The sequence below is a fragment of the Kitasatospora sp. NPDC096140 genome (assembly GCF_040303045.1).
In the GTDB taxonomy this organism is placed as follows: Bacteria; Actinomycetota; Actinomycetes; order Streptomycetales; family Streptomycetaceae; genus Kitasatospora.
Map to the genome: position 1 here is coordinate 20,305 of NZ_JBEOUW010000005.1, position 14,570 is coordinate 34,874.

Sequence of the window (14,570 nt, forward strand, 5' to 3'; positions counted from 1 at the left end):
GGCGATTCCTCGGTCACGGCGATTCCTCGCTCATTGCGCCTCCTCGGGCCGGGCGGCGCGCCCCGCGCGGAAGGCGACGCGGTGGGTGCCCGTCATCGACGTCACCAGCGAGTACAGCGAGGTGGTGGCGGTGATGAACAGGCGGTTGTTCTTCGGGCCGCCGAAGGTGATGTTCGAGACGGGTTCGGGGACGAGGATACGGCCGATGAGGGTGGCGTCGGGGGCGTAGCAGTGGACGCCGTCGCCGAAGGCGGCCGCCCAGAGCCGCCCGTCGAGGTCGAAGCGGATGTTGTCGAACCGGCGGCCCTCGCCCTTGACGAAGATCCGGTCGCCGCTGAGGTCGCCGTCCTCACCGATGTCGAAGACCCTGATGTGCCCGGCCCGACTGTCGTTGACGTAGAGCTGCCGCTCGTCGAGCGAGAGGACCAGCCCGTTGGGCCCGTCGAAGCCTTCGGCGGCGAGCCGGACCTCACCGCTGTGCGGGTCGATCCGGTAGACGTTGCGGGCACCGATCTCGGATTCGGCGCGGTGGCCCTCGTAGTCGCTGGTGATGCCGAAGTCCGGGTCGGAGAACCAGATCGCGCCGTCCGAGCGGACCACCGCGTCGTTGGGCGAGTTGAGCCGCTTGCCCTGGTAGCGGTCGGCGAGGACGGTGATCCGGCCGTCGTGCTCGGTGCGGGTGACCCGGCGGTTGCCCTGCTCGCAGCTGATCAGCCGGCCCTCGCGGTCGAGGGTGTTGCCGTTGGGGTGGCCGGCCGGGGAGCGGAAGACGCCGACCGTTCCGGAGGCCTCGTCCCAGCGCAGCAGGCGGTCGTTGGGGATGTCGCTCCAGACGACCTGGCGCCAGGCGGGCAGGTAGACCGGGCCCTCGGCCCAGCGGCAGTCGCCGTACAGCTTCTCCAGTCGGACGTCACCGTTGGCGCAGCGACGGAACCTCTCGTCCAGTACCTCGTACAGCCCGAACTCGATGGAGCCAGACATCGTTCACCTCATGTCGTGATTCGCCGAATGTCGTTCCGGTGATCCGGAGTATGCCAGAACAGGGTATGGTCCCACCATGACCACCGATCATCTCGACGACACCGACCGCGCGTTGCTCACCCTGTTGCAGCAGGACGCCGGGCAGGCCTACGCGGCCCTGGGCCGGGCCGTGGGGCTCTCCGCGGCGGCAGCGCACGAGCGGGTGCGCAAGCTGCGCGAGCGCGGCGTGGTCCGCCGCACCACGGTGGAGGTGGACCCGAAGGGCCTCGGGCTGGGGGTGCTCTCCTTCGTGATGGTGGACTCCTCGGCCTGGATGGGGGACTCCGCGCAGGCCTTCGCCGCGATCCCCGAGATCGTGGAGGCGCACGTCATCGCGGGCAGCGCCTCGGTGCTGGTCAAGGTGCGGACGGCGACCACCGAGCAGCTCCAGGACGTGCTGCGCAGGCTCTACGCGATCGAGGGCGTGAGCGGGACGCAGGCGACCGTCGTGCTGGAGACCTTCTTCGAGCGACCGCCCGCGACCCGGTCCCCGTCCGCGACCCGGTCCCTGTCTCAGTCCCCGTCCACGCCCCGGACCCCGTCCGCGCCCCGGTCCCCGTCCGCCTGAGGATCCTCCGCCTTGGTCAGTGACACCGGGCGCGTCGGCCCGGCCGGGCGCGCCGGCTCCGCCGGGCGCTTCCCCGGGTGCTTCAGGATCTCCAGGACCAGGCGGCCGTCCACGGTCTCCCGGGCGACCAGCAGGCTCGCCAGCTCGTCCAGGTGGTGCCGGTGTTCGGTCAGCAGGCCGACGGCCCGACGCTCGGCCTGCCGCAGCAGGCCCGCGACCGCCTCGTCCACGGCGCGCTGGGTCTGCTCGGAGTACGGGCGGCGCAGCAGGTCCTCGGGGCTGTCACCGAGGTAGTGCGGACTGCCGCTGGAATAGCCGACCGGGCCGAGCTCCGGGGAGAGGCCGAACTCGCGGACCATCCGGGTGGCCACCGTGGTGGCGTTCGCGAGGTCGTTGGCGGCGCCCGTGGAGCCCTCGCCGAACACCACCAACTCGGCTGCCCTGCCACCGAGTTGGACGGTGAGCAGGTCGGTGAGGTAGCCCTCGCTGTAGAGGTGCCGCTCCGCCTCCGGCAGCTGCTCGGTGGCACCGAGGGCGACCCCGGCCGGGAGGATGGTCACCTTGGCGACCGGATCGGCGTGCTCGCACAGCGCGGCCATCAGGGCGTGCCCGGACTCGTGCACGGCGACGGCGTGCCGCTCCTCGGGCAGCAGCGCGTTGGAGGACTCCCGGCGGCCGAGCAGCACCCGGTCGCGGGCGGCGTCGAGGTCGTCGGCGGTGAGGGTGGCGCGGTCGGCGCGGACGGCGTTGATGGCGGCCTCGTTGACCAGGTTGGCGAGGTCGGCGCCGGAGAAACCGGGGGTGCCGCGGGCGATCCGGTCCAGGTCGGCGTCCGGGGCGAGGGTCTTGCCCCGGGTGTGCACGGTGAGGATGGCCGCCCGCTCGGCCTGGTTGGGCAGCGGCACGGTGACCTGCCGGTCGAAGCGGCCGGGGCGCAGCAGCGCCGGGTCGAGGGCGTCGGGCCGGTTGGTGGCGGCGATGACGACGATGCCGGTGCTCTGGTCGAAGCCGTCCATCTCGGCGAGCAGCTGGTTCAGGGTCTGCTCCCGCTCGTCGTTGCCGCCGATCCGGGTGCCGCCCGCCCGGCGGGCGCCGACGGCGTCGATCTCGTCGATGAAGACGATCGACGGCGCGCGCTTGCGGGCCTCCTCGAAGAGGTCGCGGACCCGGGAGGCGCCGACGCCGACGAACATCTCGACGAACCCGGAGCCGGTCACGGACAGGAACGGCACCTCGGCCTCCCCCGCGACGGCCCGGGCCAGGAGGGTCTTGCCGGTACCCGGCGGCCCCACCATGATCACCCCGCGCGGCCCCTTGGCCCCGGCGGCGGCGTACCGCTCCGGGCTGCGCAGGAAGTCGACCACCTCGCTGACCTCCTGCTTCACCCCCTCGTACCCGGCGACGTCGGCGAACCCGGTGGCCGGCCGCTCGGCCTCGATGATCTTCGCCCGGGAGCGGCCGATGGCGCTCAGCCCGCCGCCCAGCGACCGGGCGGCCATCCGGCCCGACCAGAGGAAGAGGCCGCCGAAGAGCAGCAGCGGCAGGAACAGCAACAGCGTGGACCAGATCGAGCTGCCGCCGGAACGGGTGCCGGTGACGGTGACGTGCTGGTCACCGAGCGCCTGGCTGAGGTGGGAGGTGTCCAGGGCGGTCGGGATCTGGCTGGTGAAGCGGGTGCCGTCCTTGAGCGTGCCGCTCACCGCTCCGGTGTCGCTGACGTTCACCGTCTGCACCTGTCCGGTGTCGACGCGGTTGACGAAGTCGGTGTAGGCGTAGCGGTTGCCGGGCGTGCCGGGCTTGGAGAACAGCACCAGGAGGAGCAGCGTCACCAGGACGGCGACCGGCAGCAGCCAGCGGCGCCACGAGGGCGGCGGCGGCTTGGGCGGGCCGCCCCCGGGGCCCTGGCCGGGCCGCCCCGGGCCTGGGTTCCGCCCCGGGCCGGGATTCCAGCCGGGGCCCTGGCCGGGGCCTCGCTTGCCCGTCGGACCGGGCCCGGGGCCGCGCTCGCCCGTCGGACCGGGTCCCGGTTCGGCTCCGGGCGCCGGTCCGGGTCCGGGTCCCGGTTCGACTCCGGGCGCCGGTCCGGGTCCCGGTTCGGGTCGGGGATCGGAGTCCGGCGGTGTCGCGGGGTTCCGGCCGGCGCGCAGCCGGATTCGTGCGATCATCCACGCTCACCGCCTCTCGGGGCCACGGAGCCTCCGTCTCCATGGTCGGACGCTCCGCGCCAGGACGGGAGCCCGAAGAGGGGCTGTCCCGAAACCCCGGACTCGGCGCCCACCCCCGTCGGGCACCGGGTCCGCGGTCCCCGGCCGAGCCGGCCGCGGCCCCCGGCGGGGTCAGGAGAAGTCGAGCGAGCCCGTCCGGGTCCGCTTGAGCTCGAAGAACTTCGGGTAGCCGGACAGCAGCCGGACGCCCTCGAAGACCCGCACGGCGTCCTCCCCGCGGGGTATCGCGGTCAGCACCGGCCCGAAGAAGGCGACGCCGTCCACGTGGATGGTCGGCGTGCCGACCTCCTCGCCGACCGGGTCCATGCCCTCGTGGTGGCTCTTGCGCAGGGCGATGTCGTACTGGGTGCTGTTCGCCGCGTCGGCCAGCTCCTCGGGCAGCCCGGCCGCGACCAGGGCCTCCCGGATGACGGCGTCGTCGGCGGGCCGGTCCTGGTCGTGCAGGCGGGTGCCGAGCTCGGTGTAGAGGTCGCGCAGCACGTGCTGGCCGTGCTTCTCGGCGGCCGCGATGCAGACCCGCACGGGGCCCCAGCCGGTGGTCATCAGCCGCTGGTAGCGCTCGGGAAGGTCGGTGCGGCCCTCGTTGAGGACGGACAGGCTCATCACCCGGAAGGTGAGGTCGAGCTCGCGGTGGCGGTCGACCTCCAGGATCCACCGGGAGGTGATCCAGGCGAACGGGCAGACGGGGTCGAAGTAGAAGTCGACCTTGGTGGTCCCCGGTCGGCCGTCGGTCAGTTCGGAAACTCCGGAAACCTCGGAAACACCGGAAGCAAGGGAAACGTCGGAAACATCGGAAGCGTTGGAAGCGTCGGTCACGTGGGTCGCGTTGTTCGTCACGTCGATGAGCCTAACGGCGAAGTGGACCACTCAACAGAGCCAATCATCACCGATTCCATTGGGCCACTTCTCCCGACGACCCCTCCTCAGCTGCAGGTCGTCCCGTCCGCCGGCACCGTACCGTCCAGCAGGTAGGCGTCCACGGTCTGCTTCAGGCAGGGGTTGCCGGTGTTGTAGCCGCCGTGGCCCTCGCCGTGCAGGGTGACGGTGACGCCGACGCCCGGGCCGAGCTGCTGCGCCATCGCGTGGGCGCCCTCGACCGGGGTGGCCGGGTCGCCGGTGGTGCCGACCACCAGGATCGGGGCCGCGCCCGCGGCGGCGACCTCCGGGTGGTCGCCCTTGCCCGGCACCGGCCAACCGGTGCAGCCGGTCAGGCCCCAGGCGGTGAACGCGCCGAACACCGGGGACGCGGCCTGGAACTGCGGCAGCTGCTGCTGGACGTCCTGGTCGGAGTAGCGCTGCCGCGAGTCCACGCAGCCGACCGCCCGGTTCGCGGCGTTCAGGTTGCTGTAGTGCCCCTGCGCGTCACGCCCGTTCAGGCCGTCGGCGAGCTGGAGCAGCGTGGTGCCGGTGCCCTGCTCCATCGCCTCGGTGAGCCCGGCCGCCAGCACCGGCCAGGTCTCCTGGCTGTACAGGGCGCCGGCGATGCCGGTGACGCCCAGGGTCTCGGTCAGCTGCCGCCCGTCCGCGGTGGGGAGCGGCGACCGCTCCAACTGCTGCACCAGCGCGGTGACCTTCGCCGTCCCCTCGGCACCGCCCGCGCCGGTCGGGCAGGAGGCGCCGACCCGGGCCGCGCAGGCCTTCATGAAGTCGTCGAGGGCTAGTTGGAAGCCCTGGGCCTGGCCGAGCGCGGACTGCTGCGGGTCCTTGGTCGGGTCGACCACGGAGTCCAGCACCATCCGACCGACCTGCTGCGGGAACAGGTGCGCGTACACGCCGCCGAGCTGGGTGCCGTAGCTGATGCCGAAGTAGGAGAGCTGCCGGTCGCCCAGCACCTGCCGCATCAGGTCCATGTCCCGGGCGGCGCTCTCGGTGTCCACGTACGGCAGCACCGCGCCCGAGTTGTGCTCGCAGGCGGCGACGAACCGGGCGTTGCTGTCGTCGAGGGCCTTCACGGCGGCCGGGTCGCCGGGGGTGCTGTCGACGGTCGCGGAGGCGTCCAGCGCCCGGTCGTCCAGGCAGGTCACCCCGGCGCTGGCGCCCACCCCGCGCGGGTCGAAACTCACCAGGTCGTAGCGGCTGTTGAGGGAGGCGTAGCTCGGGGCGAGGGCGGGCAGGGTCGCCACGCCGGAGGCGCCGGGGCCGCCGAAGTTGAAGAGCAGCGAGCCGATCCGGTGCTGCCCGTCCTTGGCCTTGCTGCGGATCAGCGCGAGGTCGATCGTCGGTCCGTCCGGCCGGCTGTGGTCGAGCGGGGCCTTGAGGGTGGCGCACTGCCAGTCCGCGGCGGGTGCGGTGCCGCCGCCCTGGGCGGCGCTCGGGGCGGCGCAGGCGTGCCAGTCCAGTCGCTGGGCGGCGAGCCCGGTGGCGGTCGCCGAGGCGCCGATGGCCGGGGAGGTGGGCGCGGGCTCGGCGGCGGACGACCCCTCACCCTGGCATCCGGTGGCGGCGGCGAGCAGCAGCGCGGTCAGGCCGAGCGCTCCGGCGCCGCGGACGGCGGTGTGCATGGGGTGGGTCCACCTCTCGGGTCGGCCGGTCACCATGGACCCTAGGCGCCGCGACCCGGCACAACCCGCCCGAAGCCTCCGGACGGGGGGCGCGCGCCGCCCGTCCTGCCACCGGCCGCCCGGGTGAGGGTTCAACCGCCCCACCCGGTGGCACGCTTACCGCCGTCCGGCCGCACCGGGCGCCGGAACCGTGCCACGGAGGGCGAGTTGAGCAGCGACACCACCGCACCGGACGAGGACGGCCGCACCGACTCCGACGGCGTGGACGTCTTCGTCACCGACGCCCGCCGGGAGGTCCCGCCCCGCCTGCGAGACGACGAGCGGGACACCGGCCCCCGGCCCGCCTCCCGCGCCGGGGACTGGGCCGTGATCGACGCCGTCCACCGCCACCTCTCCGAACACCGGGCGGGCATCGGTCAGCCGCTGCTGACGCTCCAGGTGGTCAAGGTCCAGGAGGAGGCCGGGGAGGTCGCCGAGGCCCTGCTCGGCGTCCTCGGCGCCAATCCCCGCAAGGGCGTCAGCCACACCCTGGCCGACCTGCAGGGCGAGCTCTGCGACGTGATCACTGCGGCGATGGTCGCCCTCCGCGACACCACCCCCGACCCGGCCGCCGTCCTCACCGCCCACCTCGCCGCCTGGCGCCCGCGGCAGCCGGGCGAGCCGCCGGTGGGGTAACGGGGGCAGCCGGGGCGGGTGCCAACTGGCCGGTGCGGCCGAGGTGTTCCCGGCCGTGCGGTGCGGATCCCGGCGAGGGTCGCCGGCCTCGGCGTCAGCCCCGGCTCACGCCCTGTCCCGGGGTCTCAGGCGGCCCGGCCCCTCCGACCGGCCTCCTGGCCCCACCGGCTCACCCCGTCTTTCCCAGCCCTACTGCCCCTGCCGATCGGCAGGGGCACACCGGGAATCCCGGCCCAGGAACCTCCCGATCGGCACATGTGCGGAGGGCCGGAAGCGCGCAACGATGACGGTCGTCGGGGCCCGCCGTCGGGGCCCGGAGAGGAGGCAGCCATGACCGCGATGTCCATCCTGTTCCCGGTGTTCGCGATCGCCGCGCTCAGCGCTGTCTGCGTCGCGTTCGCCGCGGCCCCGGTCACGGCCGTCACCACCGGGGCCCGCACGGCTCGCACCCGCGGCTCACCCCGGTTCCATCCCCGGCGTGCCGCGGACGGCGTACGCACGCAGGCGCAGCCCGTCGAAGGCGGTCCGGGGCAGGCTCAGACCGAAGCGCCGCTCGACGGCGGCGAGGGTGCGGCGGGCGGCCGGGCCTTCGCCCTCGGGGCCGCAGGGGGTGACGCCGTCCGCCTCCAGGACGCACGCGGCGACCAGGTCCGGCACCAGCAGGTCGGGCTCCTGGCCCCAGCGCCAGCGCTCCTCGCCGAGGCCGAAGCCGCACAGCACGGCGCCGTCCCGGGCGTAGTCGAGCAGCGCCGGCGGCTGTTCCGGCATCGGGCGGAAGTGGACGACCTCGACGCCGTCGCGCGCTATCTCGGTGAGCAGCTCGCCGCCGGTGGAGTCGCCGTACTCGATCGCGAACGACCAGCCGCCGCACTCGCCGACGCGGACCACGCCGTCGCCGTCGTCGCCCGGGCGGTAGACGTCGATGTCCAGGGCCCGGATCTCGGCGCCGCTGATCGGCACGGTCCCGGCGGTCGGGTCGGCGCCCATCCGGCGGGCGAGTTCCTCCGGCGGGATCCCGCGGGCGAACACCACACCGCCGACCTCGCCGTCCGCGTCGGGCCCGCCCGTTCCCGGCAGTCCGGTGCCCGGCCGACCGGCGTCCGGCCGACCGACGTCCGCGAGCCACTGGATGCCGTCGCCGTCCCTCCCGGCTCCCTCGCGCGTTCCGTCGGTCATGCCGCCCTCCCCTCGCGCCGGCCTGCGGTGGCCGGGCGCGCCGGTGGGCACCCTAACCGACACCGCCGACGGCCGGAGCCCGGTCGCCGGAACGGTGCCGGATCAGGGCCCGGCGTGAGCCGACACCCGACGCCGACCGGGCGTCGGGGCGGTGGTCCGATCGCGGAACTCACCGGTCCGACAAGCCCGTTCGCCCCGACGCGGGCGCCGTCCGGTTCACCCGGCGCCGTACGGCTCCTCCTGGGCGGCCGCGGCCTCGAACAGCAGCTTCGCGGCCACCGTCGCCCCGTCGGCGCGGATGGTCCCGGCCACGGCCAGCGCGCGGGTACGGGTCTCGGGGGCCAGGGCCGTGGCCAGCGCGGCGGACAGCGAATCGACGGTGGGCGCGGGGTCGAGGTGGGCCGCGCCGATGCCCAGCTCGGCCACGCGGGCGGCCCAGTATGGCTGGTCGGCGATCCGGGGCACGACCAGCTGGGGCGCGCCCGCCCGGGCGGCCGTGGTGGTGGTGCCCGCGCCGCCGTGGTGGACGACGGCGGCGACCCGGCGGAACAGCGCCTGCTGGTTGACCTCGCCGACGGCGAAGCAGTCGTCCCCGTCATCGACCGGGGCCAGGCCGGCCCAGCCCCGGGCCAGGATCACCCGGCGGCCGTGGGCGCGGGCCACGTCGATCGCGATCCGGGCGATGCCGTCCGGGGCGTGGGCGGCCATGCTGCCGAAGCCCACGTACACGGGCGGTTCGCCGGCCTCCAGGAACGCCTCCACGTCGGCCGGCAGCGGACGGTCGTCGGGCAGGATCCACGCCCCGGTCTGCACCGGGTCGAGCTCCGTCATGCCCTGCGACGGGCAGAGCACCGGGTCCGCCGCCAGCCACGGCCGGTCGGTGAGGACGTGGTCGCGGACGTTGTCGACCGGCGGCAGGCCGAGCGCCGCCCGGTGTCGGTTGAGCGCCTCACCGTACAGCCCGTTCACCCGCTGGGCGTCCTGCTCCCACAGCACCCGGTGGTCGGTCTCGCCCTCGGGGGACGGCGTGCCGGGCCGGGCTCCGGGCCGGAAGTGCCGCGAGGGCAGTCCCAGGGTGTGGAAGCAGGCGAGCACGTAGCGGATGCCGAGGTGCTCGGCCACGTCCCGGGCGCCGGCCGGCATCAGACCGGTGGCCAGGATGACGTCGCAGCCCTCGGCCGCGGCGGTGAGCACCTCGAACCGCGCGGCGACCAGCTCGGGGGCGAGCCGGAACGCGTCCTGCATGGTCGGCGGCTTCGGGCCGGCGACCACCGAGCGCACCGTCGGACCGAGCGGCACCAGCGGCACCCCGATCCGGGCCAGCAGGTCCACGAACTCCTCGTCCGGCGGCGCGCACACCCGCACGTCCGCCCCAAGCCCCAGCAACGCCGCCGCCAGCCCCGCCAGCGGTTCGACATCTCCGCGCGAGCCCCACGTCGTCAACAACACACGCATCTCACGACTCCGTTTCCGCAGGTCATGGCCTTACAGCCGTCGATTCTGAGGGACGACCGGGGCCTTGCCGCAAGCCCCCTGGGGGGCGATAATCTGGTAGTGGCAGGGGGGTTCCACGGCGAGCACCACGACTTCGGCAGCCGCCTCGTCACACCCGGCGGCGCATCGGCCGACCGGCCACCGCGGCTCTGAACACCGGGCAATCCCGCTCCGTACCCCTGAACGGGGGCGCGGGGCCGCCCGGTCCCGCGTACGTGCCCGACCGAGGAGGCACGATGCTCCGTACCGCGGCCACCGGGCTGCTCGCCGGACTCCTCTGCCTGGGTGGCGCGTCCGTCGCGTTCGCGAACCCGACCCCGAACCAGCCGGGGCCGCCGAACCAGACCTGCCAGGACTTCCTGGCGGCCGGCGGACACACTCCGGGACACACCAGTTCCTCCCCCGGCTCCCCCTTCGACGAGCCGGGCTTCGGCAGCCAACCGAACGGTGGCAAGGGTGGACAGGCCTACAGCAATGCGGGCGCGCCCTCCCAGTACGACGTCGCCTGCTACCAGCAGTTCGTCCACTCCACCTGAAACGCCGACGACCGGCGTCAGGCGTCCGGCGCCCGAGGCCTCGATTCCGGCCGCTTGACGCCTGACACCTGACGCCTGACGTTGCGTCACATCCCTATCCGATCATCCGACAACCGCACGGCGGCCACGGACCCCGGCAGCCCGGCCCTGGCCGCCGACCACCCGTGCGCCTCCACCTCCACCTCCACCTCCTCCCGCACCTGGCCCGTGCGACCCGCCTCCTCCGCACTCCGGGCCTTGTCAGTGGTCGCTGTTAGCGTCCCTCTCCATCAGCTACGGGTCGCGGAACGAGTGCCGCGCCGCCGACGGGGAGGTAGCAGCAAGTGGTGGAAGTGACGTGCCACACGGTGGTCCACCAGCGGATCCGCGACGCGTTGGGGGACATCCGAGGACGGGTCCTCGGCCACTGGTACGACATCGAGGACGAGTTGACCATCGGGTCCGTCCGCTCGATGGGCGAGGAGCTGCTCGACCACCTCGGCGCCCTCACCCTGGAGGACCCGACGCTCGCCGGCGCCGACGCCCGCGCGGCCCTGCGGACGGCGGCGGAGTGCGCCCTCGGGGTGCTTCAGCTCGGCTGCTTCCCCCGGGGCGACTTCGACGTCCCCTTCCCGTACATCGGCACGACGCTGGACAGCGAGGACATCCGCTTCGGCGCCACCGTCGACTTCGCGCCCACCGCCGCGACGTGGGTGGAGGCCTTCGCGATGTGCGTGATCAGCGGACTGATCCGGAACCGGGAGCGGATGCTCGGCCCGCTGCTCACCGACGACTACGCGCCCGCGGTCCGTGACGGCCTGCCGCACTCGGACCTCACCTCGGTCTCCGACCCCGCCGCCCTCGCCGAGATGGAGGCGCTCCGCTCGTACCTCTTCGTCGTCCCGACGGAGCGGTCGCCGTGGATCGCCCCCGGGCCCGTACCGCTGCGCAAGCCGGACGCCGACGGGCGCGCGGCCGCCGCCCGGGCCCTGGACGCCGCCGGCGAGGCGGCGCCGGAGGGGTTGAGCCAGGACCAGCAGTTGCTGCGGGTCCTGCTGGACGACGACCGGGCGGCCTTCGAGGAGGCGCTCACCGCCCGTCTGGCCCGACACCGCAACAGCACGCCCTCGACGGCCTGGCCCCGGACACTGCTCCCGGTCGTCCCGATCGCCCTCGCCGCGCTCGCCGTCCAGGCCCACGGGTGGGAGCTGGGCATAACCTCCGGCTACCTCCCGACGACGCTGATCAGCGCGGGCTGACCCGGCGCGCCGGGGTCGCCCGGCGCGAACCGCCGGTGGGGGCAAGGCAACCCCGGTCGACTCGGGGGCGATCTTGCCCATCAGGCAAAACATCCCACCTTTTCCTCAACAGTCTGTTTATCATCTCCGGGTCCATATCCCCCATCCGGAGCACTCACGCATGCCCACGCCCTCGCCCGCCGCCACGCCCGGACCGCACCGGCTGCACGCCCTGCGGGCCACCGTCTTCGCCATCGGCGCCCTGCTCCTGCTCGTCGCGGTGGGTGTGCTGCTCCGCCAGCCCCTGCTGATCCCCCCGTTGGCGGCCAGCGCGGCACTGGTGCACGGCGCGCCCGGCCTGCCGATCTCGCAGCCCCGCAACCTGGTCGGCGGTCAGCTGATGGCGGCCCTGATCGGCTACGCCACCCTCGCCGTCACCGGCAGCACCGCCTGGGGCGCGGCCATCGCCGCCGGGCTCTCGCTGGGCGCGATGATGCTCACCCACCTCTCGCACTCCCCGGCGGCGGCCACCGCCGTGATCGTGGTCCTGCAGGCGCCGCATCCCGTGCCGTTCCTGCCCCTGCTGGCGCTGGCGACCGGGCTGCTGGTCGTCATCGGCCTGCTGCCCGGCCGGATCGGCGGTCACCCGGTCCGCTACCCGCTGTCCTGGTGACCGCGACGGGCCCTCGCAAACCGCACGACCACCCGCCTGCACACCTGCACGACCACCCGCTCACCCTGTCGCGGTGATCGCCGACGGCCGGGTCATCCGATCGGATGACCCGGCCGTCCTCCGTTCCGCCCGACTCGACCGACCGCCCCGCCGACGCCGGAACGTGCCGCAGAGGTCAGGCTGGAAGCACCCGCCGACCACCCACCCCGTGGAGGAACCCCCGCCATGACCGACCGCCCGCTCTCCCCCGCCGACCGGTCGCTGCTGGAGGCCGCCGAACGCGGCGACCTCGACGCCGCCGGCGCGGCGCTGGCCGCGGGCGCGGCCGTCGACGCGCGGGACGCCGAGGGCCGCACCGCGCTGCTGCGGGCCGTCTTCGCCGACCGGGTCGCCGTCGCCCGGCTGCTGGTCGGGGCCGGCGCCGACGTCAACGCGCAGGACCGCGCGCTGAACAGCCCCTGGCTGGTCACCGGCATCACCGGCAGCGTCCCGATGATGCGCGCCCTGCTTCCCGGTCGGCCCGACCTCACCCGCCGCAACCGCTACGGCGGGGTGTCGGTCATCCCCGCCGCCGAACGCGGCCACGTCGCCTACGTCCGCGCGGTGCTCACCGAGACCGCGATCGACGTCGACCACGTCAACGACCTCGGCTGGACGGCCCTCCTGGAAGCCGTCCTGCTCGGCGACGGCGGTGCCGCCCACCGCGAGATCGTCGGCATCCTCCTCGCCCACGGCGCCGACCCCCTCCTTCCCGACGCCGACGGCACCACCGCCCGCGCCCACGCCGAGCGCCGCGGTTTCCACGCCATCGCTGCAGCGCTCCGCGAGGCCGAGACCGAGGCCGAAGGAAAGCCTCGCAACCCCCGCCCGAGCAAAGGCCGCTGACCCCGCACGGGAAGGCCGGACGCCCCGCGCGGGGAGGCCGGACGCCCTTTCAGGCCCCCAGGTACCGCAGCACCGCCAGCACCGCCAGCACCCGCCGGTGGTCGTCCGGCGCCTGGGGCAGGTCGAACTTGGTGAAGATGCTCGCGACCCGCTTGGACACCGTGGCCTCCGTGACCACCAGGCGCCGGGCGATGGCCGCGTTGGAGCGGCCCTCGGCGATCAGCCCGAGCACCTCCTGCTCCTTGGGGCTCAGCCGCTGCAGCGGGTCGTGAGCGGCCGACAGCGCGTCCGACAGCATGATCAACAACGCCCTCTACGCGGCCATGGCGCCGATCGTCGGCCTCGCCCTGTTCCTGCCCGCGATGGTCCCGCCGGTCGTCCGCGCCGTCTGGTGACCGCTGTCCGGGCTCCGCGGCGCCACCCGCCTGGTGGCCCGGGAGAGCGCGCTGACCGCCGTCCGGCGCACCGCCTCGACCGCCGCGCCGGTGCTGGTCACGGTCGGCTTCGCGGTGCTGATCGCGGGCCTGTTCCAGCTGCGGGCCACCGGCTACGCGTTGGAGGAGACCGTCCGTCAACAGGCCACCGCGGTGGTCATCCCGCACCATGCCCCCGGGCTCTCGGACGCCGCCGTCGCCGCGGTGCCGGGCGGTGCCTCACTGCTGCCCACCCGGCTCTACACCGGCGGCACCGACCACGTCGGCGTGGTCGGGATGAGCGAGGCGGCCTTCCGCAGGGCGCGCACCGGGATGACCGTCACGGCCGGCGCGCTGGACGGCCTGACCGGCGAGAACACCGCGGTGGTCAAGGCCTCCACCGCGCGTTGGCTGGGCTGGTCCACCGGCCGCAGCGCCCCGGTCACCTTCGAGGACGGGCGGACCGTGGACCTCACGGTCGTCGCCGAGATCACCGACGACTCCACCATCGCGAGCGTCCTGCTGACCACCGGCACCGTCCGGGCGCACGACCCCTCGGCACTGACCTCGGTCGTCTACACCGCCGACGCCACCCCGTCCCCCGCCCTGGACGCCGTCCTCGCCCCGCTCGGCGCGCAGTCACTGAGCACCGCCGAGTACGGCGCCCGTCCCGACTCCGCGGACGACGCGCTGGTCCGGATCTTCCTGGTCATCCTGATCGGCATGTCGCTGGGCTACACCTGCCTCGCCATCGCCAACACCCTGCTGATGGCGACCGCCGAGCGGGCCGCGGACTTCGCGGTCCTCCGGCTGTCCGGCGCGACCCGCCGTCAGGTCCTCGGGGTCGTCGCCGCCGAGTCGGCCCCGGCGGTCGGCATCGGCACCGCGCTCGGCCTGGCCGTCGCGCTGGTCACCCTGCTCGGGCTGCGCTCCGGCCTCGCCGCGCAGCTCGGCACCCGGGTCGCCCTCGACCTGCCTTGGTCCACCGTGGCGCTGACCGTCGGCGTCTGCCTGGCCATCGCCCTGGCGGCCGGCCTGCTCCCGGCCCCCGGCTGGCGCTGCGCCGGACCGGCTCCCGGGTGAGCACCTGACGGCCACTCCCGCCCCCGGGCCCGACCAGCAGCTTCTGGACGATCGGGACGATCCACGGGATGGACTCGACGGCGCCGATGTAGTGGGCCGGCGGG

13 protein-coding genes and 1 pseudogene are annotated in these 14,570 nt (G+C 74.4%); 7 read left to right on the plus strand and 7 right to left on the minus strand.

From position 1 onward, the window contains the following. Positions 1–30 precede the first annotated feature (30 nt). A complete protein-coding gene (locus ABT048_RS06260) occupies positions 31–981 on the minus strand; it encodes an SMP-30/gluconolactonase/LRE family protein (protein WP_350520120.1) in 951 nt (316 codons plus the stop codon). Positions 982–1,057: 76 nt separating this feature from the next. On the opposite strand from ABT048_RS06260, the gene ABT048_RS06265 reads away from it, so the two are divergent. After that, on the plus strand, positions 1,058–1,588 hold the full coding sequence (locus ABT048_RS06265; RefSeq protein WP_350520121.1) for an Lrp/AsnC family transcriptional regulator: 531 nt from the start codon (positions 1,058–1,060) through the stop codon (positions 1,586–1,588). On the opposite strand, the gene ftsH is transcribed toward ABT048_RS06265, so the two are convergent. From ftsH to ABT048_RS06280, 3 genes are all read right to left on the minus strand, one after another. Continuing rightward, positions 1,534–3,753, minus strand: a complete 2,220-nt coding sequence (gene ftsH / locus ABT048_RS06270; RefSeq protein ID WP_350520122.1) for an ATP-dependent zinc metalloprotease FtsH — start codon at positions 3,751–3,753, stop codon at positions 1,534–1,536. The two genes, ABT048_RS06265 and ftsH, sit on opposite strands and share 55 nt — an antisense overlap. Positions 3,754–3,924: 171 nt before the next feature. Beyond that, positions 3,925–4,548, minus strand: a complete 624-nt coding sequence (locus ABT048_RS06275; RefSeq protein ID WP_350520340.1) for a mycothiol-dependent nitroreductase Rv2466c family protein — start codon at positions 4,546–4,548, stop codon at positions 3,925–3,927. A gap of 188 nt (positions 4,549–4,736) precedes the next feature. Then, positions 4,737–6,314: an alpha/beta hydrolase gene (locus ABT048_RS06280; RefSeq protein WP_350520123.1), complete on the minus strand. Its 1,578-nt coding sequence runs from the start codon at positions 6,312–6,314 to the stop codon at positions 4,737–4,739. A 207-nt stretch (positions 6,315–6,521) separates the two neighbouring features. Between ABT048_RS06280 and ABT048_RS06285 the strand changes: the two genes are divergently transcribed. Beyond that, positions 6,522–6,989, plus strand: a complete 468-nt coding sequence (locus ABT048_RS06285; RefSeq protein WP_350520124.1) for a MazG-like family protein — start codon at positions 6,522–6,524, stop codon at positions 6,987–6,989. 456 nt (positions 6,990–7,445) lie between these two features. On the opposite strand, the gene ABT048_RS06290 is transcribed toward ABT048_RS06285, so the two are convergent. Together ABT048_RS06290 and ABT048_RS06295 are read right to left on the minus strand one after the other, a co-directional pair. Further along, complete coding sequence (locus ABT048_RS06290; RefSeq protein ID WP_350520125.1) at positions 7,446–8,165, minus strand: DUF6461 domain-containing protein; 720 nt, start codon at positions 8,163–8,165, stop codon at positions 7,446–7,448. A 216-nt stretch (positions 8,166–8,381) separates the two neighbouring features. Then, entirely contained in the window at positions 8,382–9,620 is a 1,239-nt protein-coding gene (locus ABT048_RS06295; RefSeq protein WP_350520126.1) for a glycosyltransferase, read from the minus strand. 275 nt (positions 9,621–9,895) lie between these two features. Here ABT048_RS06295 and ABT048_RS06300 point away from each other — a divergent pair, with 275 nt between their 5' ends. The 4 genes from ABT048_RS06300 to ABT048_RS06315 all read left to right on the plus strand — a co-directional run bounded on the left by ABT048_RS06300 (position 9,896) and on the right by ABT048_RS06315 (position 12,970). After that, on the plus strand, positions 9,896–10,195 hold the full coding sequence (locus ABT048_RS06300; RefSeq protein WP_350520127.1) for a hypothetical protein: 300 nt from the start codon (positions 9,896–9,898) through the stop codon (positions 10,193–10,195). Between the two features lie 323 nt (positions 10,196–10,518). Then, entirely contained in the window at positions 10,519–11,433 is a 915-nt protein-coding gene (locus ABT048_RS06305) for an immunity 49 family protein (protein WP_350520128.1), read from the plus strand. 160 nt (positions 11,434–11,593) lie between these two features. Then, entirely contained in the window at positions 11,594–12,085 is a 492-nt protein-coding gene (locus ABT048_RS06310; protein ID WP_350520129.1) for an HPP family protein, read from the plus strand. Positions 12,086–12,310: 225 nt separating this feature from the next. Continuing rightward, positions 12,311–12,970, plus strand: coding sequence for an ankyrin repeat domain-containing protein (locus tag ABT048_RS06315; protein ID WP_350520130.1), 660 nt, complete (start codon positions 12,311–12,313; stop codon positions 12,968–12,970). 49 nt (positions 12,971–13,019) lie between these two features. Here ABT048_RS06315 and ABT048_RS06320 read toward each other — a convergent pair. Further along, positions 13,020–13,253: pseudogene (locus ABT048_RS06320) on the minus strand (response regulator transcription factor); the annotation flags it as partial. 145 nt (positions 13,254–13,398) lie between these two features. On the opposite strand from ABT048_RS06320, the gene ABT048_RS06325 reads away from it, so the two are divergent. Further along, a complete protein-coding gene (locus ABT048_RS06325; protein WP_350520131.1) occupies positions 13,399–14,466 on the plus strand; it encodes an ABC transporter permease in 1,068 nt (355 codons plus the stop codon). Positions 14,467–14,570: the final 104 nt, after the last annotated feature.

Excerpts from the sequence above, each read along its gene's own strand:
- ABT048_RS06290 (WP_350520125.1), bottom strand. The coding sequence starts at position 8,165 with ATGACCGACGGAACGCGCGAGGGAGCCGGGAGGGACGGCGACGGCATC.
- ABT048_RS06280 (WP_350520123.1), bottom strand. The coding sequence starts at position 6,314 with ATGCACACCGCCGTCCGCGGCGCCGGAGCGCTCGGCCTGACCGCGCTG.
- ABT048_RS06300 (WP_350520127.1), top strand. The coding sequence starts at position 9,896 with ATGCTCCGTACCGCGGCCACCGGGCTGCTCGCCGGACTCCTCTGCCTG.
- ABT048_RS06295 (WP_350520126.1), bottom strand. The coding sequence starts at position 9,620 with ATGCGTGTGTTGTTGACGACGTGGGGCTCGCGCGGAGATGTCGAACCG.
- ftsH (WP_350520122.1), bottom strand. The coding sequence starts at position 3,753 with ATGATCGCACGAATCCGGCTGCGCGCCGGCCGGAACCCCGCGACACCG.
- ABT048_RS06260 (WP_350520120.1), bottom strand. The coding sequence starts at position 981 with ATGTCTGGCTCCATCGAGTTCGGGCTGTACGAGGTACTGGACGAGAGG.
- ABT048_RS06310 (WP_350520129.1), top strand. The coding sequence starts at position 11,594 with ATGCCCACGCCCTCGCCCGCCGCCACGCCCGGACCGCACCGGCTGCAC.
- ABT048_RS06265 (WP_350520121.1), top strand. The coding sequence starts at position 1,058 with ATGACCACCGATCATCTCGACGACACCGACCGCGCGTTGCTCACCCTG.
- ABT048_RS06315 (WP_350520130.1), top strand. The coding sequence starts at position 12,311 with ATGACCGACCGCCCGCTCTCCCCCGCCGACCGGTCGCTGCTGGAGGCC.